The organism is Idiomarina sp. 29L, assembly GCF_004123135.1.
Taxonomy (GTDB): Bacteria; Pseudomonadota; Gammaproteobacteria; order Enterobacterales; family Alteromonadaceae; genus Idiomarina.
Genome location: NZ_SDJS01000001.1, coordinates 333,441 through 348,511, shown reverse-complemented (window position 1 = coordinate 348,511; position 15,071 = coordinate 333,441). Strand labels below are relative to the sequence as shown.

The 15,071-nt window shown below is 47.4% G+C and carries 14 protein-coding genes; 5 read left to right on the top strand and 9 right to left on the bottom strand.

The genetic code is table 11. The annotated features are described in order from the left end of the window. Positions 1-4 precede the first annotated feature (4 nt). Positions 5-1,786 (bottom strand): PDZ domain-containing protein, encoded by a 1,782-nt coding sequence (locus EST55_RS01665; RefSeq protein ID WP_129496279.1) that lies wholly within the window; start codon positions 1,784-1,786, stop codon positions 5-7. A gap of 154 nt (positions 1,787-1,940) precedes the next feature. On the opposite strand from EST55_RS01665, the gene EST55_RS01660 reads away from it, so the two are divergent. The 5 genes from EST55_RS01660 (at position 1,941) to EST55_RS01640 (ending at position 7,942) form a co-directional block, all read left to right on the top strand. After that, positions 1,941-3,485, top strand: coding sequence for a GGDEF domain-containing protein (locus EST55_RS01660; protein WP_129496278.1), 1,545 nt, complete (start codon positions 1,941-1,943; stop codon positions 3,483-3,485). Positions 3,486-3,547: 62 nt separating this feature from the next. Continuing rightward, positions 3,548-4,903 carry a nucleotide 5'-monophosphate nucleosidase PpnN gene (gene ppnN / locus EST55_RS01655; RefSeq protein WP_100690349.1) on the top strand — a complete coding sequence of 452 codons (1,356 nt, stop codon included), beginning with the start codon at positions 3,548-3,550 and terminating at the stop codon, positions 4,901-4,903. Positions 4,904-4,910: 7 nt separating this feature from the next. Continuing rightward, positions 4,911-5,297, top strand: coding sequence for a DUF3192 domain-containing protein (locus tag EST55_RS01650; RefSeq protein WP_088768416.1), 387 nt, complete (start codon positions 4,911-4,913; stop codon positions 5,295-5,297). After that, positions 5,294-6,832, top strand: a complete 1,539-nt coding sequence (locus EST55_RS01645; RefSeq protein ID WP_129496277.1) for a hypothetical protein — start codon at positions 5,294-5,296, stop codon at positions 6,830-6,832. The genes EST55_RS01650 and EST55_RS01645 overlap by 4 nt, the downstream gene beginning before the upstream one ends. A 105-nt stretch (positions 6,833-6,937) precedes the next feature. Next, positions 6,938-7,942 carry an isocitrate dehydrogenase gene (locus tag EST55_RS01640; RefSeq protein WP_088768418.1) on the top strand — a complete coding sequence of 335 codons (1,005 nt, stop codon included), beginning with the start codon at positions 6,938-6,940 and terminating at the stop codon, positions 7,940-7,942. Between the two features lie 48 nt (positions 7,943-7,990). Here the strand turns inward: EST55_RS01640 and rlmM are convergent, their stop codons facing one another. From rlmM to EST55_RS01600, 8 genes are all read right to left on the bottom strand, one after another. Beyond that, positions 7,991-9,076, bottom strand: a complete 1,086-nt coding sequence (gene rlmM / locus EST55_RS01635) for a 23S rRNA (cytidine(2498)-2'-O)-methyltransferase RlmM (RefSeq protein ID WP_129496276.1) — start codon at positions 9,074-9,076, stop codon at positions 7,991-7,993. Next, the gene (locus tag EST55_RS01630) at positions 9,076-9,456 is read right to left on the bottom strand and encodes a DUF423 domain-containing protein (protein ID WP_129496275.1); all 381 of its coding nucleotides are present in this window, start codon (positions 9,454-9,456) and stop codon (positions 9,076-9,078) included. The genes rlmM and EST55_RS01630 overlap by 1 nt, the downstream gene beginning before the upstream one ends. Further along, positions 9,453-10,079 carry an alpha/beta fold hydrolase gene (locus tag EST55_RS01625; protein WP_240665222.1) on the bottom strand — a complete coding sequence of 209 codons (627 nt, stop codon included), beginning with the start codon at positions 10,077-10,079 and terminating at the stop codon, positions 9,453-9,455. Before EST55_RS01625 ends, EST55_RS01630 begins: the two co-directional genes overlap by 4 nt. Continuing rightward, positions 10,076-10,975, bottom strand: a complete 900-nt coding sequence (locus EST55_RS01620; protein ID WP_088768422.1) for a transcriptional regulator GcvA — start codon at positions 10,973-10,975, stop codon at positions 10,076-10,078. The genes EST55_RS01625 and EST55_RS01620 overlap by 4 nt, the downstream gene beginning before the upstream one ends. 92 nt (positions 10,976-11,067) lie before the next feature. Beyond that, positions 11,068-11,832: an SDR family oxidoreductase gene (locus EST55_RS01615; protein ID WP_129496274.1), complete on the bottom strand. Its 765-nt coding sequence runs from the start codon at positions 11,830-11,832 to the stop codon at positions 11,068-11,070. 20 nt (positions 11,833-11,852) lie between these two features. Next, complete coding sequence (gene mmsB / locus EST55_RS01610; RefSeq protein WP_129496273.1) at positions 11,853-12,749, bottom strand: 3-hydroxyisobutyrate dehydrogenase; 897 nt, start codon at positions 12,747-12,749, stop codon at positions 11,853-11,855. A 27-nt stretch (positions 12,750-12,776) separates the two neighbouring features. Next, positions 12,777-13,898 carry an enoyl-CoA hydratase/isomerase family protein gene (locus tag EST55_RS01605; RefSeq protein WP_129496272.1) on the bottom strand — a complete coding sequence of 374 codons (1,122 nt, stop codon included), beginning with the start codon at positions 13,896-13,898 and terminating at the stop codon, positions 12,777-12,779. 9 nt (positions 13,899-13,907) lie between these two features. Further along, a complete protein-coding gene (locus tag EST55_RS01600) occupies positions 13,908-15,065 on the bottom strand; it encodes an acyl-CoA dehydrogenase family protein (RefSeq protein ID WP_100690356.1) in 1,158 nt (385 codons plus the stop codon). Between the last annotated feature and the right edge of the window lie 6 nt (positions 15,066-15,071).

Genomic DNA, 15,071 nt, shown 5'->3' with positions numbered 1-15,071 from the left:
GAAACTACGCGTTCGGGTGCGGAATTTGTAGCCATTGTAAGAAGCGCGCTTGCTGTTTTGCTGTTGGCCCTTCTAAGGGCTTAATAGACGCATCTGTTGCAGGCGCTTGTTCCAGCTTCAGCGTTTTCTCATGCAACTGATTGCGACGGAAGAACGTAACTTTAACTTCATCGCCTGCTTTATATTCCTGAAGCGCTTCATCAAAGCGGCCATGCATTACCGTATGTCCGTCATAGGCAATAATCACATCGTCCGGCCTAAAACCGGCTTCCCATGCCGGGCTACCACGACTGACCCGAGTCAATTCCATGCCACCATCCACTTTTGACGCACGCCACCCTGTCCAATTCTCAGGCTCTTCGCTTTCTTCATAAACCAATTCTAAGCCCGCATCGTTCAGCATTTTTTCAAATGGGATATCGGTTGCAGGACTTTCCACATTATCTTGCCACCATTGTTGCCAGGAGTTTCCGGTCAAGTCCTTGAGTATGGCTAGCACATCGCTGGCCTTAAAGCCCTGTACCTCAGCGTCGAAGCGCTGATACAGCTCGTCATGCACGTCACGATAACTGACTTCGCCATCCGTGGATTCAAGTAAGGCGCTGTCCAGCATCCAGGAAACTAAAGCACCTTCAGAGTAAATACTCACCGAGTCGTTATGACCTCGATCTCCATACTGATCAATCCAGGCTTCAAACGAAGCTTCTGCAACCGACATCACTTGACTACCGGGCTTGGCTTTGTGCCGATCAATGCTACCCGCTAACCGTTCAAAGAATTCGTCCGGCTCCATAATGCCTGCCTGCAGCAGCAAATGATTTTGGAAATAACTGGTGGAGCCTTCCGCTATCCAAAATAAATCAGTGTAGTTTTCTTTTTGATAATCATAAGGTACCAAGCCGTCGGGGCGATACGCTTTCACATTCCAGGTATGCACGAACTCATGTGATGCCGTTGACATAAACGACAAGTAATCGTCACGGCTCGCGAAGCTATATCGTGGGCGCTGAATAATTGTCGAGTTTTTATGCTCAGTAGCACCACCGGCACCAGAGGTTGCATGAATCATAAACACATAGCGCTCGTAAGGATAGCTGCTCCAAATAGAGTCGCCGGTAGCAACTAACTTTTCCAGATCGGCAACGGTTTGCTCAGTGTCATAGTTACCTTCGCCCCAGAACACCACTTCATAGTCACGGCCGTCCTGTTCAAAGGCAAAGTGCTTATTTATACCGGTTTCTATTGGCGAGTCGACCAGAACATCCCAATTGTCGGCGGAAAAGCGGTGTTCACCTTCTCGCTCCATACCAGAATAGCTGCGCCACTCTTTCGGCACATTCAAAGACACCGTTACTGGCTCGTTGCGCCACTTATCGGCGTACATAAACACTGCAGAAGCATCCAAATACGCGTGACTGTCATCGATGTGGCGACTTCTGCGCCCTAACTGATCCGCGTAAATTTCATAATTAACGGTCACTTCCCCAGCATCTTTTGGTAAATGGATACGCCAGGTACTTTTATCCACCTTTTCCCAGCGCAGGCTTTGCCCGTCGGTTTGAGCCGTGAACTCCCGGACGCCATTGGCTAAATCTAAAATCCGGTAATAGCCCGTGCGCCACGCCGGCATTTTAATATCCAGAAACGGTCCATCACTTTCGGGAAAAGTGATGCTAACGTCCCCTCGCTGGTGCTCCGGTTGAGTGAGATCAATTTTATATTCAGTATCTGCCCACGCCGCAGAAGATGTTAATAGAATCGATAATGCTAATACGCTTATACGCACAGTACGTCCCCGCTATTTTCGACTTTTTTGTTAGGAAATAAATGGCAAGACTACCACAATCTGTGAATAGTATTTAATGCAGAAAACGATAAACTTTGTCATCCTAAGGTTCGTATTAACCTAAGCCATCAGTGTGAACGTAAGAAGGTGAGTAGTGTCGATACCTGAAACACCGCAAGAGCAGGTGCAGCACCTAAGCAAAAAGTTGCAGCAAAGCATTCAGTCCAGAAAACAACTCGAGGACGATTACCGTCGCGACTCAGAACGCTATTCTGAGTTTGTTAATCAGTTGTGTCTGGCGCTTAATGGTGTAGATAGCGATCTCGACACTATTATTCATCAACTTCGCAGTCAAATTCAGCAAAACGCGTCGGCTGCCATACTGGACCCGCTAATTGAAAAACTCAGCGATGCGATTGCTGATTACAATATTCGGTTTCAACAACAAACCCGCCAAACAACAGATACCATTTCACAGACTCTGGCGAAGCTCACCCCCTCAACACGACAGGCCGAAAGAGAGTTTGCGAATATCGCCACGGCGTTTGAAAAGCCGACCACAGCACTGATGCATTACTTGCCATTGGTCAACCGCTTGCTGAACTTATCGCACCAGTGTGCAGTGAATAGCAGCACCGCTAAAGCAGAAACGGCTCCGGTTGAAAACTATCAAGCCCAACTATTTGACCTGTTAAGTGAAGTGGAATTTAGTGGTAACTCGGCAGAGGCGTTGCAGCAGGTTAAAACGGCTCTGCAGAAACCGCAAAGCCTCGACACGCTCATGGGCATTAGCCTTAAAGTCATGCGACTTATTTTTACCAGTATCAACGAAGAGCGTAAGTCGGCACAGAGCTTCTTACAGCAGTTAAACGCGTCGCTGGAGTCTGTTAATAATATTCTTGGCACGACCGTCAGTACATCGGGTTACTTTGCCGAGCAGCGCAGTAAGCTGAACAAACAACTCACGGTTGGGGTGTCCGATATTTCAGACTGCGTGCACGGTGCTTCGGAACTGTTCGAGTTAAAAGAAAATGTAGGCAGCAGACTGGAACAGTTAGGGGCAACTCTAGAACAGCATATTTTGTTGCAAAACCAAGAGCGCGAAAACTTCACGAAAAATAGCACCGAACTAGAAGCTAAGCTGAGAGAGACAGAAGCCGAAGTTGAACGCTACAAACGTGAGTTAGCTCAACAAAAATTCCGTAGCTTACAGGATTCGCTAACGAAACTTCCTAACCGTTCAGCATTTGAAGAGCGACTTAATATGGAGTTTTCTCGTTGGCAGAATGGTCAAACACCGCTAACAATTGCCATTGTCGATGTTGACTTTTTCAAAGACATAAATGACAACTTCGGACACATTGCAGGTGATAAAACGCTTCAGGTCATTGCGGGCACGCTGAACAAAGCATTGAAAAATGATGGCTTTGTATGTCGCTATGGTGGTGAAGAATTTGCTATTATCTTTTGTCTTGATGAGAATCAAGTAAAAGATAAGATGGAATTAGCACGAGAAAAAGTCGCTAATATCCCATTTAAGTTTAAAACTGACGATATTCGCATTACTGTATCGGCAGGTGTGGCGTCGTTTAACAATAATAGCGACACCACCGTTTCCGTTTTTGAACGCGCAGACAAGGCGCTGTATCAGGCAAAAGCAAACGGACGAAATAACGTTAAGTTGGCATCAGGCGGATAGGAACGATGAGGTGCCATATGAAGTGACAAGGGTCACTATTTGTAAAGGAGTATTAAATAATAATGAGAGCAAGTATTTCTCCCAGAGGCACGATGTCTCTGTTGTCACAGTTAGAAATAGAACGATTAAAAAAATCTTCAAACAGCCAACTCTATAAACTTTTCAGAAACTGTTGTCTTGCGGTCCTGAATGCCGGTAGCAACACCGACAGCAGTGCCGAAATTTACGACAAGTATCAAGATTTCTCCGTTAATATCATTCGCAAAGAGCGCGGCATCAAAATTGAACTGATAGAGCCACCAGAAGAAGCGTTTGTGGATGGTGAACTTATTGTCGGTATTCGCGAACTGCTGGAGTCAGTCCTTCGTGACATTCTGTTTACCGGCGAACGCTATTCAGAAGAAGAATTAAAAGGCGCTGACAGCGCCACCCTGACCCATGTGGTTTTCGATATTCTGCGTAACGCCCGTACCGTTCAGGCCATGCAGGAGCCCGACATGGTGGTTTGCTGGGGCGGCCACTCAATCAGCGAAGGCGAATACAAGTACACCAAAGAAGTGGGCTATCAGCTGGGGCTGCGTGGCTTAAATATTTGCACAGGCTGTGGCCCCGGCGCTATGAAAGGCCCAATGAAAGGAGCAACTATAGGCCATGCCAAGCAAAGAATTCGCAGTGGTCGCTACTTAGGTCTAACGGAGCCAGGTATTATCGCCGCAGAGCCACCGAACCCGATTGTCAATGAACTGGTCATTTTACCGGATATTGAAAAGCGACTGGAAGCCTTTATTCGCTGTGCCCACGGTATTGTTATTTTCCCAGGCGGCGCCGGTACGGCCGAAGAGTTACTCTACCTACTGGGTATTCTTATGCACCCTAAAAACCAGCAGCAAAGCCTGCCGGTTATCCTGACGGGTCCGGAAAGCTCGCGTGACTACTTTGAGGCATTGGATGAATTCATTGTTGCAACACTTGGTGAAGACGCGCGTCAGCTGTATCGCATTATTATTGCCGATCCAGCCAATGTTGCCCAACACATGAGCGCTGGTATGGCTTCAGTAAAACAATACCGCCGCGATTCAGGCGATGCTTATTACTTTAACTGGACGCTGTTCATTGACGATAATTTCCAACGTCCTTTTGTGCCCACGCACGATAATGTGGCAGCGCTGAACCTTCATCCTGACCAACCAAAAGAAGAATTAGCCGCCGACTTACGTCGCGCCTTCTCCGCTATTGTTGCCGGTAACGTGAAAGATGACGGTATTCGCCGTATTCGCGATAAAGGTGTGTTCACCATTCACGGCGAAACCCAGTTAATGAAACGACTGGACGTATTATTGCAAGCGTTCGTCGAACAGGGGCGTATGAAATTACCGGGTTCGGTGTATTATCCTTGCTATAAAGTCGTTACCGATTAAGCTCGTTATGAAGAACAAAGTTTTTGTCATTTTAGCCATTGGAGCTATAAGCTACCTGGCAATAGTCGGATTGGTCCTGATGCTTTATCAGGCTGATCCGGCCGATCTTAAATGGCAGGAACGCGAAACTTATAACGCACGTCAAATAGGTCAACTCGATTTAGGCATGTCAAAAGACAGTGTCATTCGCGTGCTTGGCTCCCCTGATATTAACGAAGCCAAGTCGTCTGAAGAAGGTGACATGCAGGTTCTGTTTTATCGAACCCATCATGTCACATCGGATGGCATTACCACCAAAGACGAATGCACACCTCTGGTTTTCAAAAATAATGAGTTAATTGCCTGGGGCAATGACTCATACAGAGACTTCCAAAATACACAGAGGCGGCAATGAACAAGCTTGCTAATTGTTGTGCTAAAGCTTACGGGCTAATGAACAAGCATGACATTCGCCAGCTTTATCAATTTGTGAAATCACTTGACGAAGAGTGTCAGGAGTATCGCTGGCCTGAACTACTGCCATGCTACGCGGAGTCTCGCTTTAACACTGATGCGGTAGATAATAGACCGTTGGTTGAGTTCTTATCGAATGCCGTTAATGCCTTGAAACTCGGTAAGACGTTAGCCCTGCACACGCATTACCGACGAGTATTAGCAGCTGCCTGTCTTAGCGGCTGCATTGAGGAAAGCGTTGACTACTGGCGCGCGAAACAATTGCGACAAGCGTTGTGGTTAGAGGCACTCAAACCGTTGCACTTTAACTCACATGATATTGCGTTCTACCGCCATTGGGTTGGCCTTATGTCGGCAGTACAACAACAGCGTTCAAAGCCCGAAGTTAAGTTCGCCCCCCACCTGAATAGCGTTTTTCGATACAAATTCTGGCCGTTAATGAAGCAAAGCTCCGATTTTTGCCGGTACTTTATTGGTCAACGATTTAAACACATTGAAAAATCACGCTCCGCCATTCTGATGGATTATCAAAAAGATCAGTTTTTGCTGGCATTTCCTCATAAACTCCACACGCCTTTTTATGTAGGAGCTGAGGAACTAGCACATTGGCAGCCAAGTGCCGAGGCGATTGATTCAGAGGTTCTGGAGTCCCTGGTTAAACACCGGGATTTTTTACTGACAGCAAAAGCCCCAGCCCCCGGCTTACAAACACCCAAGCCTTTACTTAAAGCCATCAACCAATATGCCAATGCGTCTGGTTCACTAAATGCGGTCATTCAACAAATTAGGAAAGTCCCCTACTTAAGTCAGTCGGTCCATCAATCCGTTATTGAGAATGAGCGAATTAACAACGATGAAGCGGCGAAAATGGGCGTCAAACAAGCTTATTTATGGCTAGGAGCGAAGCGTGCCTCGGTTATTCTTGCAACTGCGTTCCTGCAGCATCAATTTGCACAGAATAGTATTCCTTTGCACAAAGCACTGATGCAACGCACTAACTTATTGTGCTCTTTACTGGAAACAGTCAGCCAAAGCAGTGGCATTAAGCTGCCGACGCCAGCCCCGTTATTGGCGCTGTTGTCAGCGTCCGATTTATTTCGCCACCCCGAGTTGTTGAAGTCTTCTAAATGGCCAAGAGTCTCAGTCATAGAGCACTTTTACTCGACTAGCTGGGTTGGCTCCGCGTTAGACCCGGCAGACTTTAGACGTAGCCGTCAGCTGACAGCTCGTTGGCAGTTACCCAATAAAACACAAGCGCTGCTTGATCCAGAGCAAACAACCGATAAAAAACTGACGGCATTGTATTACGTTGCCCACTTTCTTACGCTTAAAGTGTATCACCCACAAGCAACGTTAAGTGAACCCGCTCATAAGCTGCTAGACTCTTGTTATGAAGCGTTAACGGCAACCACTAGTGACGCGCAGAAGTTTCAAAAAATAGCGGCGTTTGAGAGTCACTGTCACTCTCCGTTATAGCACCTATTCACTAAGTGAATAATGCTTTTCTAGTCACATAAACCGCAGGGGTGGTAGAATCACTACCTGTATTTAGTTGTAACACGGTTTGAAGGAACTCTTTAAATGAGCAAGACAATCACAGTTATTCCAGGCGACGGTATTGGTCCCGACATTGTAAAATCGGCGACAGCCATTCTTGATAAAGCAGGTTGCGATTTTGAATACGAATATGTAGATGCTGGCTTAACCGCTTTAGAAAAAACTGGTGAGCTTTTGCCTCAGAATACGCTTGATGCCATAGCTCGTAACGGTGTTACTTTAAAAGGTCCCCTTACAACGCCAGTAGGGGAAGGTTTTACCTCTATTAACGTTAGCTTGCGCAAACACTTCGGCCTTTATGCAAATATGCGCCCAGTTTTGTCATTTAAAGGCACCCAAGCTCGCTACGACAACATTGATATCATCACTATTCGTGAAAACACCGAAGGTATGTATTCAGGTCTGGGTCAAAAAGTCTCAGAAGACGGTAACGAAGCCGAAGCCGTCAGCAAAATTACTCGCGAAGGCGCTGAGCGTATCGTACGTTTTGCCTACGAAACCGCACGTCGCGAAGGTCGCAAAAAAGTAACGGCAGTACATAAAGCGAATATATTGAAGTCAACGTCGGGTTTATTCCTGAAAGTGGCTCGCGAAATTGCAGAAGAGTACCCGGATATTGAATCCGCCGAGATGATTGTCGATGCGGCATGTATGCGCCTAGTCATGAACCCGGAAGAGTTCGACGTTATTGTCACGACCAACCTGTTTGGCGACATACTATCCGACCTTTGCGCAGGCTTAGTCGGTGGTTTGGGGATGGCGCCAGGCGCTAACATCGGTAAAGACTGCGCTATTTTTGAAGCCGTACACGGCTCCGCGCCAGATATTGCAGGCAAAAACCTGGCCAACCCAAGCTCTGTTATTCTGGCTTCTATTCAAATGCTGGAGTATTTGGGGATGGCTGACAAAGCTGAGAAAATTACCAAGGCTTTGGCTGATGTTATTGAGTCTGGCGACCGCACCACGCGTGATCTCGGAGGCTCGCACGGTACGACGGACTTTACCCAAGCCGTTATTGATCGCCTTTAATAAGTACACAGCAGGCTTTCTTGGCGAAAGCCTGCTTCCTCTTTTCATTTACTGCTTTGGCAACCAACGTAAGTGTACCGTGACTTCTTCACGGTCGTGATACAGGTGTTTCGCCTGAATTTCGAAAGGCTTCGTGCCTTCTGTTTGTAGCTGATCTTTTATCTGATCCAAATACTCTTTTACGGCAGCGTAGCGCTGACGCATGGGTAGCTTCAGGTTAAAAATCGCTTCCTGACAGTCACCTTCTAACAACCACCTCGTCATCAATTCGCCGACTCTCGCAGGCTTTTCCACCATATCGCAGACAAGCCAGTGAATATTTTTGCGCTTAGGGCGAAACTTAAAGCCATCTTCTTTTATATGCTGAACCTGCCCGGTTTCCATTAACGAGTCAGCCATAGGACCATTATCAACCGCTTGTACCATCATGCCGCGACGCACCAGCTGATAGGTCCAGCCCCCCGGCGCGGCCCCTAAATCAACGGCTTTCATACCGGGCTGGATACGTTTTTCCTGCTCATTTTCGGGCACAAAAACCTGAAAGGCTTCATCAAGCTTCAACGTTGAACGGCTCGGTCCGTCCTTTGGCATTCTTAAACGTAAAATACCACCGTCATAAGGGGTCTGGTTATAGCTATAAGAATAACCAACCAAGGCATGCGCAGAATTAACAAAAAGCACGTGCAGTAAAGGGCGTTTTGCCAAAGGCTTATTGCTTAATAGCTCTTCTTTACGCAACGCCTGACGAAGCGGAACACTAAACTTACGACAAAACTTCGACAGCTGATTGGCTTCATTCGTATCAGGCGTTTCAACCCGCAGCTCACCAGCTAGACCAAAGGTCTCCCGGTGTGGCTCTAGCGCTTTTATGACCTCACTGGCGCGATCTTCAATACCTGCCAGTTTAACCGGACTTAACAACGCAAACATTTCGCGGGCAAACACCAAGTCCTTTAATGGCAGTTTGCGCGCAATGTGCTCCGCTTCTTCAGCCTGACAGTTATAAGTGACATAGGCTTGGTTCGGCTGTGTCTGGCAATAACCGTAAATACCAAGTTCTGTTGCTTTGTCTTGTATTTCTGCTGCACAGTCGCCTTCAAAACCAGCGCGACACAATAAAATAATTCCGCTCATTAACTCACTGCTCCTAACTTTATTGCGCCAATTAGCAGGCTTATCCAGCCCGCTATAAATAATAGACCACCGAGCGGCGTTATTGGCCCGAACCATTTAATACCGGTAATCGCTAACGCGTATAAACTGCCGGAAAACAAAATAACACCAGCAAGCCATAAATAGCCGCTGGCGACCAACCACCCTGACGAGGATTGTTTAAGCCACAAGGCTAATGCCATTAACGCCAACGCGTGATAAAACTGATACGTAACGCCGGTTTCAAACGCATTCAATAAGTTTTCAGTCAACTTGGACTTAAGGCCATGCGCTGCAAACGCGCCTAGTATGACTCCCGTTGCCCCTAGCAGAGCCGCTGCAATTAAAAATAACTGACTCATTGAATAAACTCCTTAATTGCTGTTGCCGCCTGCTGCCAAATTACAGGTGTGTCTGCCGATTTCGCTTTCGTTGCTTCAAAGCTGTGATCAGCCCCTTCCAGCCAATGCAGAGCCCAGTTGTCAGGCAAAGTGACACATTCACCTTGCTCTTTCTTCTTCATTAAAGGCTTGCTAAAGGGATCGCGCGTTCCCTGCAGAATGAGGCCAGGCGCTGTAGTCATTGCTAACTCTTCCAGACGCGAATTTTCAGGCTTTTGTGGCGGATGGAACGGAAAACCTAACGCAATAGCTGCCTTAGCGTTGAACGAATTAGCAACCCGCAACATGACTCGACTGCCCAGCGATTTGCCCATTAACACCAAAGGCTTATTGTCTTGCTGCAAGTCGTTTAATAGCGTTTCCACCGCATCAACTAATATCGGCATTCTGTTTGGCGGTCTGGGCTTTCCTGTTTCCCGCACTTTTTCCCAGTATGGAAAGTCAGGTCGAATAACCTCGGTACCAAGCGCTACACACTGATCCGCAAAGTAATTCATAAACGCTGTATCGGGACCACCGCCGGAGCCATGTAAAAATACAACCCGGATTGTGCCCTGTGGGTTTTGCCGCTGATAACGCATCATTCCTTAAACTCTCGCTCTTCCTGCTGCACAATATCGAGCAACCACTGTCGAAAGGTCGCGATTTTACCGATTTCGGCCTGGTTGTCACGGCAAACCAAATAAAAGGCTTTATTCCGCTGTAAGGCCTGCGGGAATATTCTCACCAAATGACCACTATCAATTTCAGGTTTCACTAATACGTTATTGGCTAATGCAACACCCTGCCCGTGCACCGCCGCTTGTAACGCCAAACTTGAATGACTGAATACTGGGCCGTTATCGCCCTTATACTGAGGCAAGCCAACCAACTGAAACCAATCTTTCCAGGCATTACGCGTTTCATCATGCAGTAGTGTCTGTTTGAATAAATCTGCAGGCTCTTTTATATCAGCTTTATTCAGCAATAACGGTGAACACACCGGCCATAAGTATTCTTCGTGCAGCTGATACGCTTTTACGCCTGGCCAACGTCCGTCCCCATAATAAATAGCAACATCAACGTCATCAGTGAGAGAGCCACTAATTTCATCCACCGCCTTAATACGAATATCCATATCCGGGTGAGCTTCCCGAAAACTGCTTAGCCGTGGAACAAACCATAAAATGGCAAAACTGGGAGGCACCGAGACTGTGAGCGCACCTCGCTCTGATACCAGACGTAGCTTATCCGTAGCTTGCGCCAATTGTTCAAAAATATCACGGAGTTCCAGATAGTACTCCTGCCCTTCTTCAGTCAATAACAACGACCGATTCCGGCGAATAAACAGCTTAAGCTCAAGAAAGTCTTCTAGTGCTTTAACCTGATGACTTACTGCCGCCTGGGTAACGAATAGTTCTTCTGCAGCCTTAGTAAAGCTAAGATGACGCGCGGCCACTTCAAAGGATTTCAGTGCATTTAAGGGAGGTAATTTGCGCATGCCAATAAAAAAGCGTCTCTGTTTTTAATTAATCGCTACTATAACAGAGACGCCCATCATTCGGCTATTTACATTACTTTATCTAATGCGATTTACAGTCGAACGCCGCCATCAATTTCAACGACACGGCCGCTGAAAAAGTCGTTTTCAATGATATAGCGTGCGCTGTGCGCGATTTCATTGGGCTGTCCCCAGCGCTTTAACGGCACCATAGACAACGCGCGTTCAACCGCTTCCGGCTTCATTTGAGCGGTCATTGGCGTTTCAATAAAGCCAGGAGCAATAGCACCACAACGAATACCATAGCGACCCAATTCACGCGCCCAGGTAACGGTCATAGCGACTACGCCCGCCTTCGTTGCAGAGTAATTGGTTTGCCCCATATTACCTGCGCGGGCAACACTAGAAATGTTAATAATGACGCCTTTTTTACCGGCTTTCACCATTTGCGCCGCTGCTTCACGACCGCATAAGAACGTACCTGTTAAGTTCACGTCTAACACGGACTGGAACTGTTGCAGTGGCATTTTCTGCTTGAGTTCGCCATCTTTGTATTTAATCAATAAACCATCACGCAGCAAGCCGGCGTTATTAACTAATACATCAATGCCATGAAACTCTTGCTGAATTTGTTCAAAAACGGTTTCTACCGATTCTTCGTCGGTAATATCAACCTCATAGCCGACAACCTTAGCCGCGCCTAACTTCTCGCAATGCTCCTGAGCATCACCCAGCACGTCGCCGTTAATATCGATAAGCGCTAATTGAGCGCCCTGCTTGGCAAAATCTTCAGCCATAGCAAGTCCCAGCCCCTGAGCGCCACCGGTAATTACAATCACACTGTCTTTAATTTGCATGTGTTTCCTCAATTCTTAAGTTACTTCTGTGACTTAGGTGCCACATAGTTAAAAATACTGGAAAAGTCCTGACGACCATGACCTTGTTCAGACCAGCTGTGGTAAAGGTTACGTGTCAATGATCCCATTGGCGTCGCCGCCCCACTTTCTAACGCGGTTTGCTGTGCTAAGCCTAAGTCTTTCGCCATTAGGTCGACCAGAAAGCCGCCCTGATAGTCATTACTTGACGGTACGTTTTCCATAACGCCCGGACATGGGTTGTACACCTCTAATGTCCAGTTACGACCCGAGCTCGCTAACATAATTTCAGACAGCACTTTCGGGTCAAGCCCGTTCGCCTTGCCTAGTTGCAGTGCTTCTGATGTGCCTACCATTAATACAGATAGCAGCATGTTGTTGCAGATTTTGGCAATTTGCCCTGCACCCACATCGCCCGCGCGAAACACGTTTTTACCCATGTCATTCAACACAGTTCGTGCGCGGTCAACATTTGTCTCTGTACCGCCACAAATAAAGGTTAACGTGCCTGCTTTTGCACCGCCAACGCCACCGGACACCGGCGCATCAATAAAAGCAATTCCCGCTTTTTCAAGCTCTTCACCGACGTACATCGCAGTATCTGAAGAAATAGTGCTGCAGTCGATAACTAACTGATCTTTCGACAGTTTGTTAATAAGTCCATTGTCACCTAAATAAACACCTTTAACGTGGCGGTCTGCCGGTAACATTGAAACCACAAACTCAACACCATCAATAGCTTCTTCAGCGGTTTTCGCTGCCGTTGCGCCATCAGCCACAACGGCTTTTAACGCTTCCTCTGACAAGTCAAACGCTTTAACCTTGTGGCCTGCTTTTGCCAAGTTGCTGGCCATTGGACCACCCATGTTACCCAGACCAATAAATCCTACGGTTGCCATGTTGGCACTCCTTCTTGTTTGTTCGTTTTATTTATCAAGATCAGCCAACGGATGCGCTCTGTCACCCCATGGAGGTAAGAAGAATGCATCAACCTCCTCTGCTGGGACTTCCGCTACCGAGCTATGCTGCCATTGTGGATTCTTATCTTTATCAATCAACAACGCTCGAATGCCCTCCGCAAAGTCCCCACGAACCGCGCAATTACAGGACAGAGTTAACTCTAAACGAAAGCAATCCGCTAATGACAAATCTGAGCCTTGTTGCAACTGATTCCAGACTAAGTGAGAGGTGAACGGACAGCCATTCGCTAAGTTCTTACGCGCTCTCGCTAACCATTTGTCGTCAGTTTCATCATTTACTATACGCTCAACTATATCGCCAATGTCATTGCCTGAGGTTAACTCTGAAATTAACGACTGGTGCGGCTCAACTTGAGGAGCAGGTAATGCGGTCGTGTCACTGCTTGCAATCGAGCTTAATAAGTCAGTCACTTTTTGTTTATTAAGGGCCGCAGTATCGCCCCATTCAGTCTCTTTTAATGCCGTCAAAATAGCTTCTTTGCTGTCGTGCCCAACAAAGTGGTCAGCCAGGTTTAAGTAAAGTGCATCATTAGCATTCATTGTGGCGCCTGTAATTCCTAGAAAGAGGCCGCATCCCTCAGGCATGCGATTCAAGAAATAGGTTGCGCCAACATCAGGGTATAAGCCAATCGTCACTTCCGGCATGGCGAGTAAAGAGCGTTCAGTCACAATGCGGTGGCTGGCACCATTCATTAAGCCCATACCACCACCCATAACAATACCGTCGCCCCAGCAAATGAAAGGCTTAGGGAATGTCTGGATAAAGTAATCTAGCTGATATTCCTGTGTGAAGAAGTTTTCCACTTCCTCCACCAGTTTGCCAGGCTCTGCCTGCATGGCTTTATACATAGCAACAATATCGCCGCCGGCACAAAACGCTTTTTCACCAGCGCCTTGCAGCCAGACACAGGCTACTTCGTCGTTCTCAGCCCATTCTTTCAGTTGCGGCAGTAGCTTTTCAGCCATTGCCAAACTCAGCGCATTGAGCGATTTCTCGGAATTTAATGTAGCAACGCCGATGACTTTGTCACCGGCGTTCAGTTCTTCAAAAAGTACTACGTCTTGCATGGAGTCTCCTTACAAGATTTCTCGGTCGTTATCCGCCAACATACGGCGACCAATGATCATACGCATCACTTCGTTCGTGCCTTCCAGAATCTGGTGAACACGAACATCGCGAACGTGACGCTCAAGCGGGTATTCTTTGATGTAACCATAACCACCGTGCAACTGCAGTGCGTCGTTACACACTTTAAAGCCAACATCGGTTGCAAATTGCTTAGCCATCGCGCAATACGTGGTTTTGTCCGCATCGTTATTGTCGACTTTGCTAGCAGCCAACCGCACCATTTGACGCGCGGCCACCAGTTCAGTAGCCATATCGGCTAACTTAAACTGCAATGCCTGGAATGCCGCCAGAGGCTTACCAAACTGAGTACGTTCCTGCATATAAGCTTTAGCTGTATTCAGCGCTGCTTGAGCGGTACCGACAGAGCAAACGGCAATGTTAATGCGACCACCGTCTAAGCCCATCATGGCAAATTTAAAGCCTTCGCCTTCTTTACCCAGCAGGTTTTCTGCCGGAATACGAACGTCTTCAAACGTCACTAAGCGAGTTGGTTGAGCGTTCCAACCCATTTTGTCTTCCGCTTTACCGTAGACAATGCCTTCAGCATCGGCAGGTACTGCAAACGCCGAGATACCTTTCGGACCGTCTTCACCCGTACGCGCCATAACGACTAATACGTCAGTCTCACCCGCTCCAGAAATGAACATTTTGGAGCCGTTCAAAACATACTCGTCACCATCTTTTTTCGCACTGGTACGTAAGCTCGCTGCATCTGACCCTGAACCTGGCTCCGTCAGGCAGTAAGAACCTAACTTCTCACCCGTCACCAATTCTGGCACCCATTCATCAATTACAGACTGCTTTCCGAATGAGCCAATCATCCAGGTGACCATGTTGTGAATGGTCATCATGGCCGTAGTGGCCGTACAACCACCCGCCAGTTGCTCAAAAATTAAAGCAGAGTCGAGTCGGCTCATACCAAAACCACCCGCATCTTCAGGCGTGTACATGCCCATAAAGCCCATTTCACCGGCTTTACGGAAAACCTCTATTGGGAAATGGTGTTCTTCGTCCCACTTCGCCGCATTAGGCGCCAGCTCTTTTTCAGCAAAGGCCTTTGCTGTATCGACAAAGGCTTGTTGATCTTCTGTCAGTTCAAAGTTCATCGTTAT

Coding starts and splice junctions, on each gene's coding strand:
- mmsB (WP_129496273.1), bottom strand. CDS start 12,749: ATGGCAACCGTAGGATTTATTGGTCTGGGTAACATGGGTGGTCCAATG.
- EST55_RS01650 (WP_088768416.1), top strand. CDS start 4,911: ATGAAGAACAAAGTTTTTGTCATTTTAGCCATTGGAGCTATAAGCTAC.
- EST55_RS01615 (WP_129496274.1), bottom strand. CDS start 11,832: ATGCAAATTAAAGACAGTGTGATTGTAATTACCGGTGGCGCTCAGGGG.
- EST55_RS01645 (WP_129496277.1), top strand. CDS start 5,294: ATGAACAAGCTTGCTAATTGTTGTGCTAAAGCTTACGGGCTAATGAAC.
- ppnN (WP_100690349.1), top strand. CDS start 3,548: ATGAGAGCAAGTATTTCTCCCAGAGGCACGATGTCTCTGTTGTCACAG.
- EST55_RS01630 (WP_129496275.1), bottom strand. CDS start 9,456: ATGAGTCAGTTATTTTTAATTGCAGCGGCTCTGCTAGGGGCAACGGGA.
- EST55_RS01600 (WP_100690356.1), bottom strand. CDS start 15,065: ATGAACTTTGAACTGACAGAAGATCAACAAGCCTTTGTCGATACAGCA.
- rlmM (WP_129496276.1), bottom strand. CDS start 9,076: ATGAGCGGAATTATTTTATTGTGTCGCGCTGGTTTTGAAGGCGACTGT.
- EST55_RS01620 (WP_088768422.1), bottom strand. CDS start 10,975: ATGCGCAAATTACCTCCCTTAAATGCACTGAAATCCTTTGAAGTGGCC.
- EST55_RS01605 (WP_129496272.1), bottom strand. CDS start 13,898: ATGCAAGACGTAGTACTTTTTGAAGAACTGAACGCCGGTGACAAAGTC.
- EST55_RS01625 (WP_240665222.1), bottom strand. CDS start 10,079: ATGATGCGTTATCAGCGGCAAAACCCACAGGGCACAATCCGGGTTGTA.
- EST55_RS01640 (WP_088768418.1), top strand. CDS start 6,938: ATGAGCAAGACAATCACAGTTATTCCAGGCGACGGTATTGGTCCCGAC.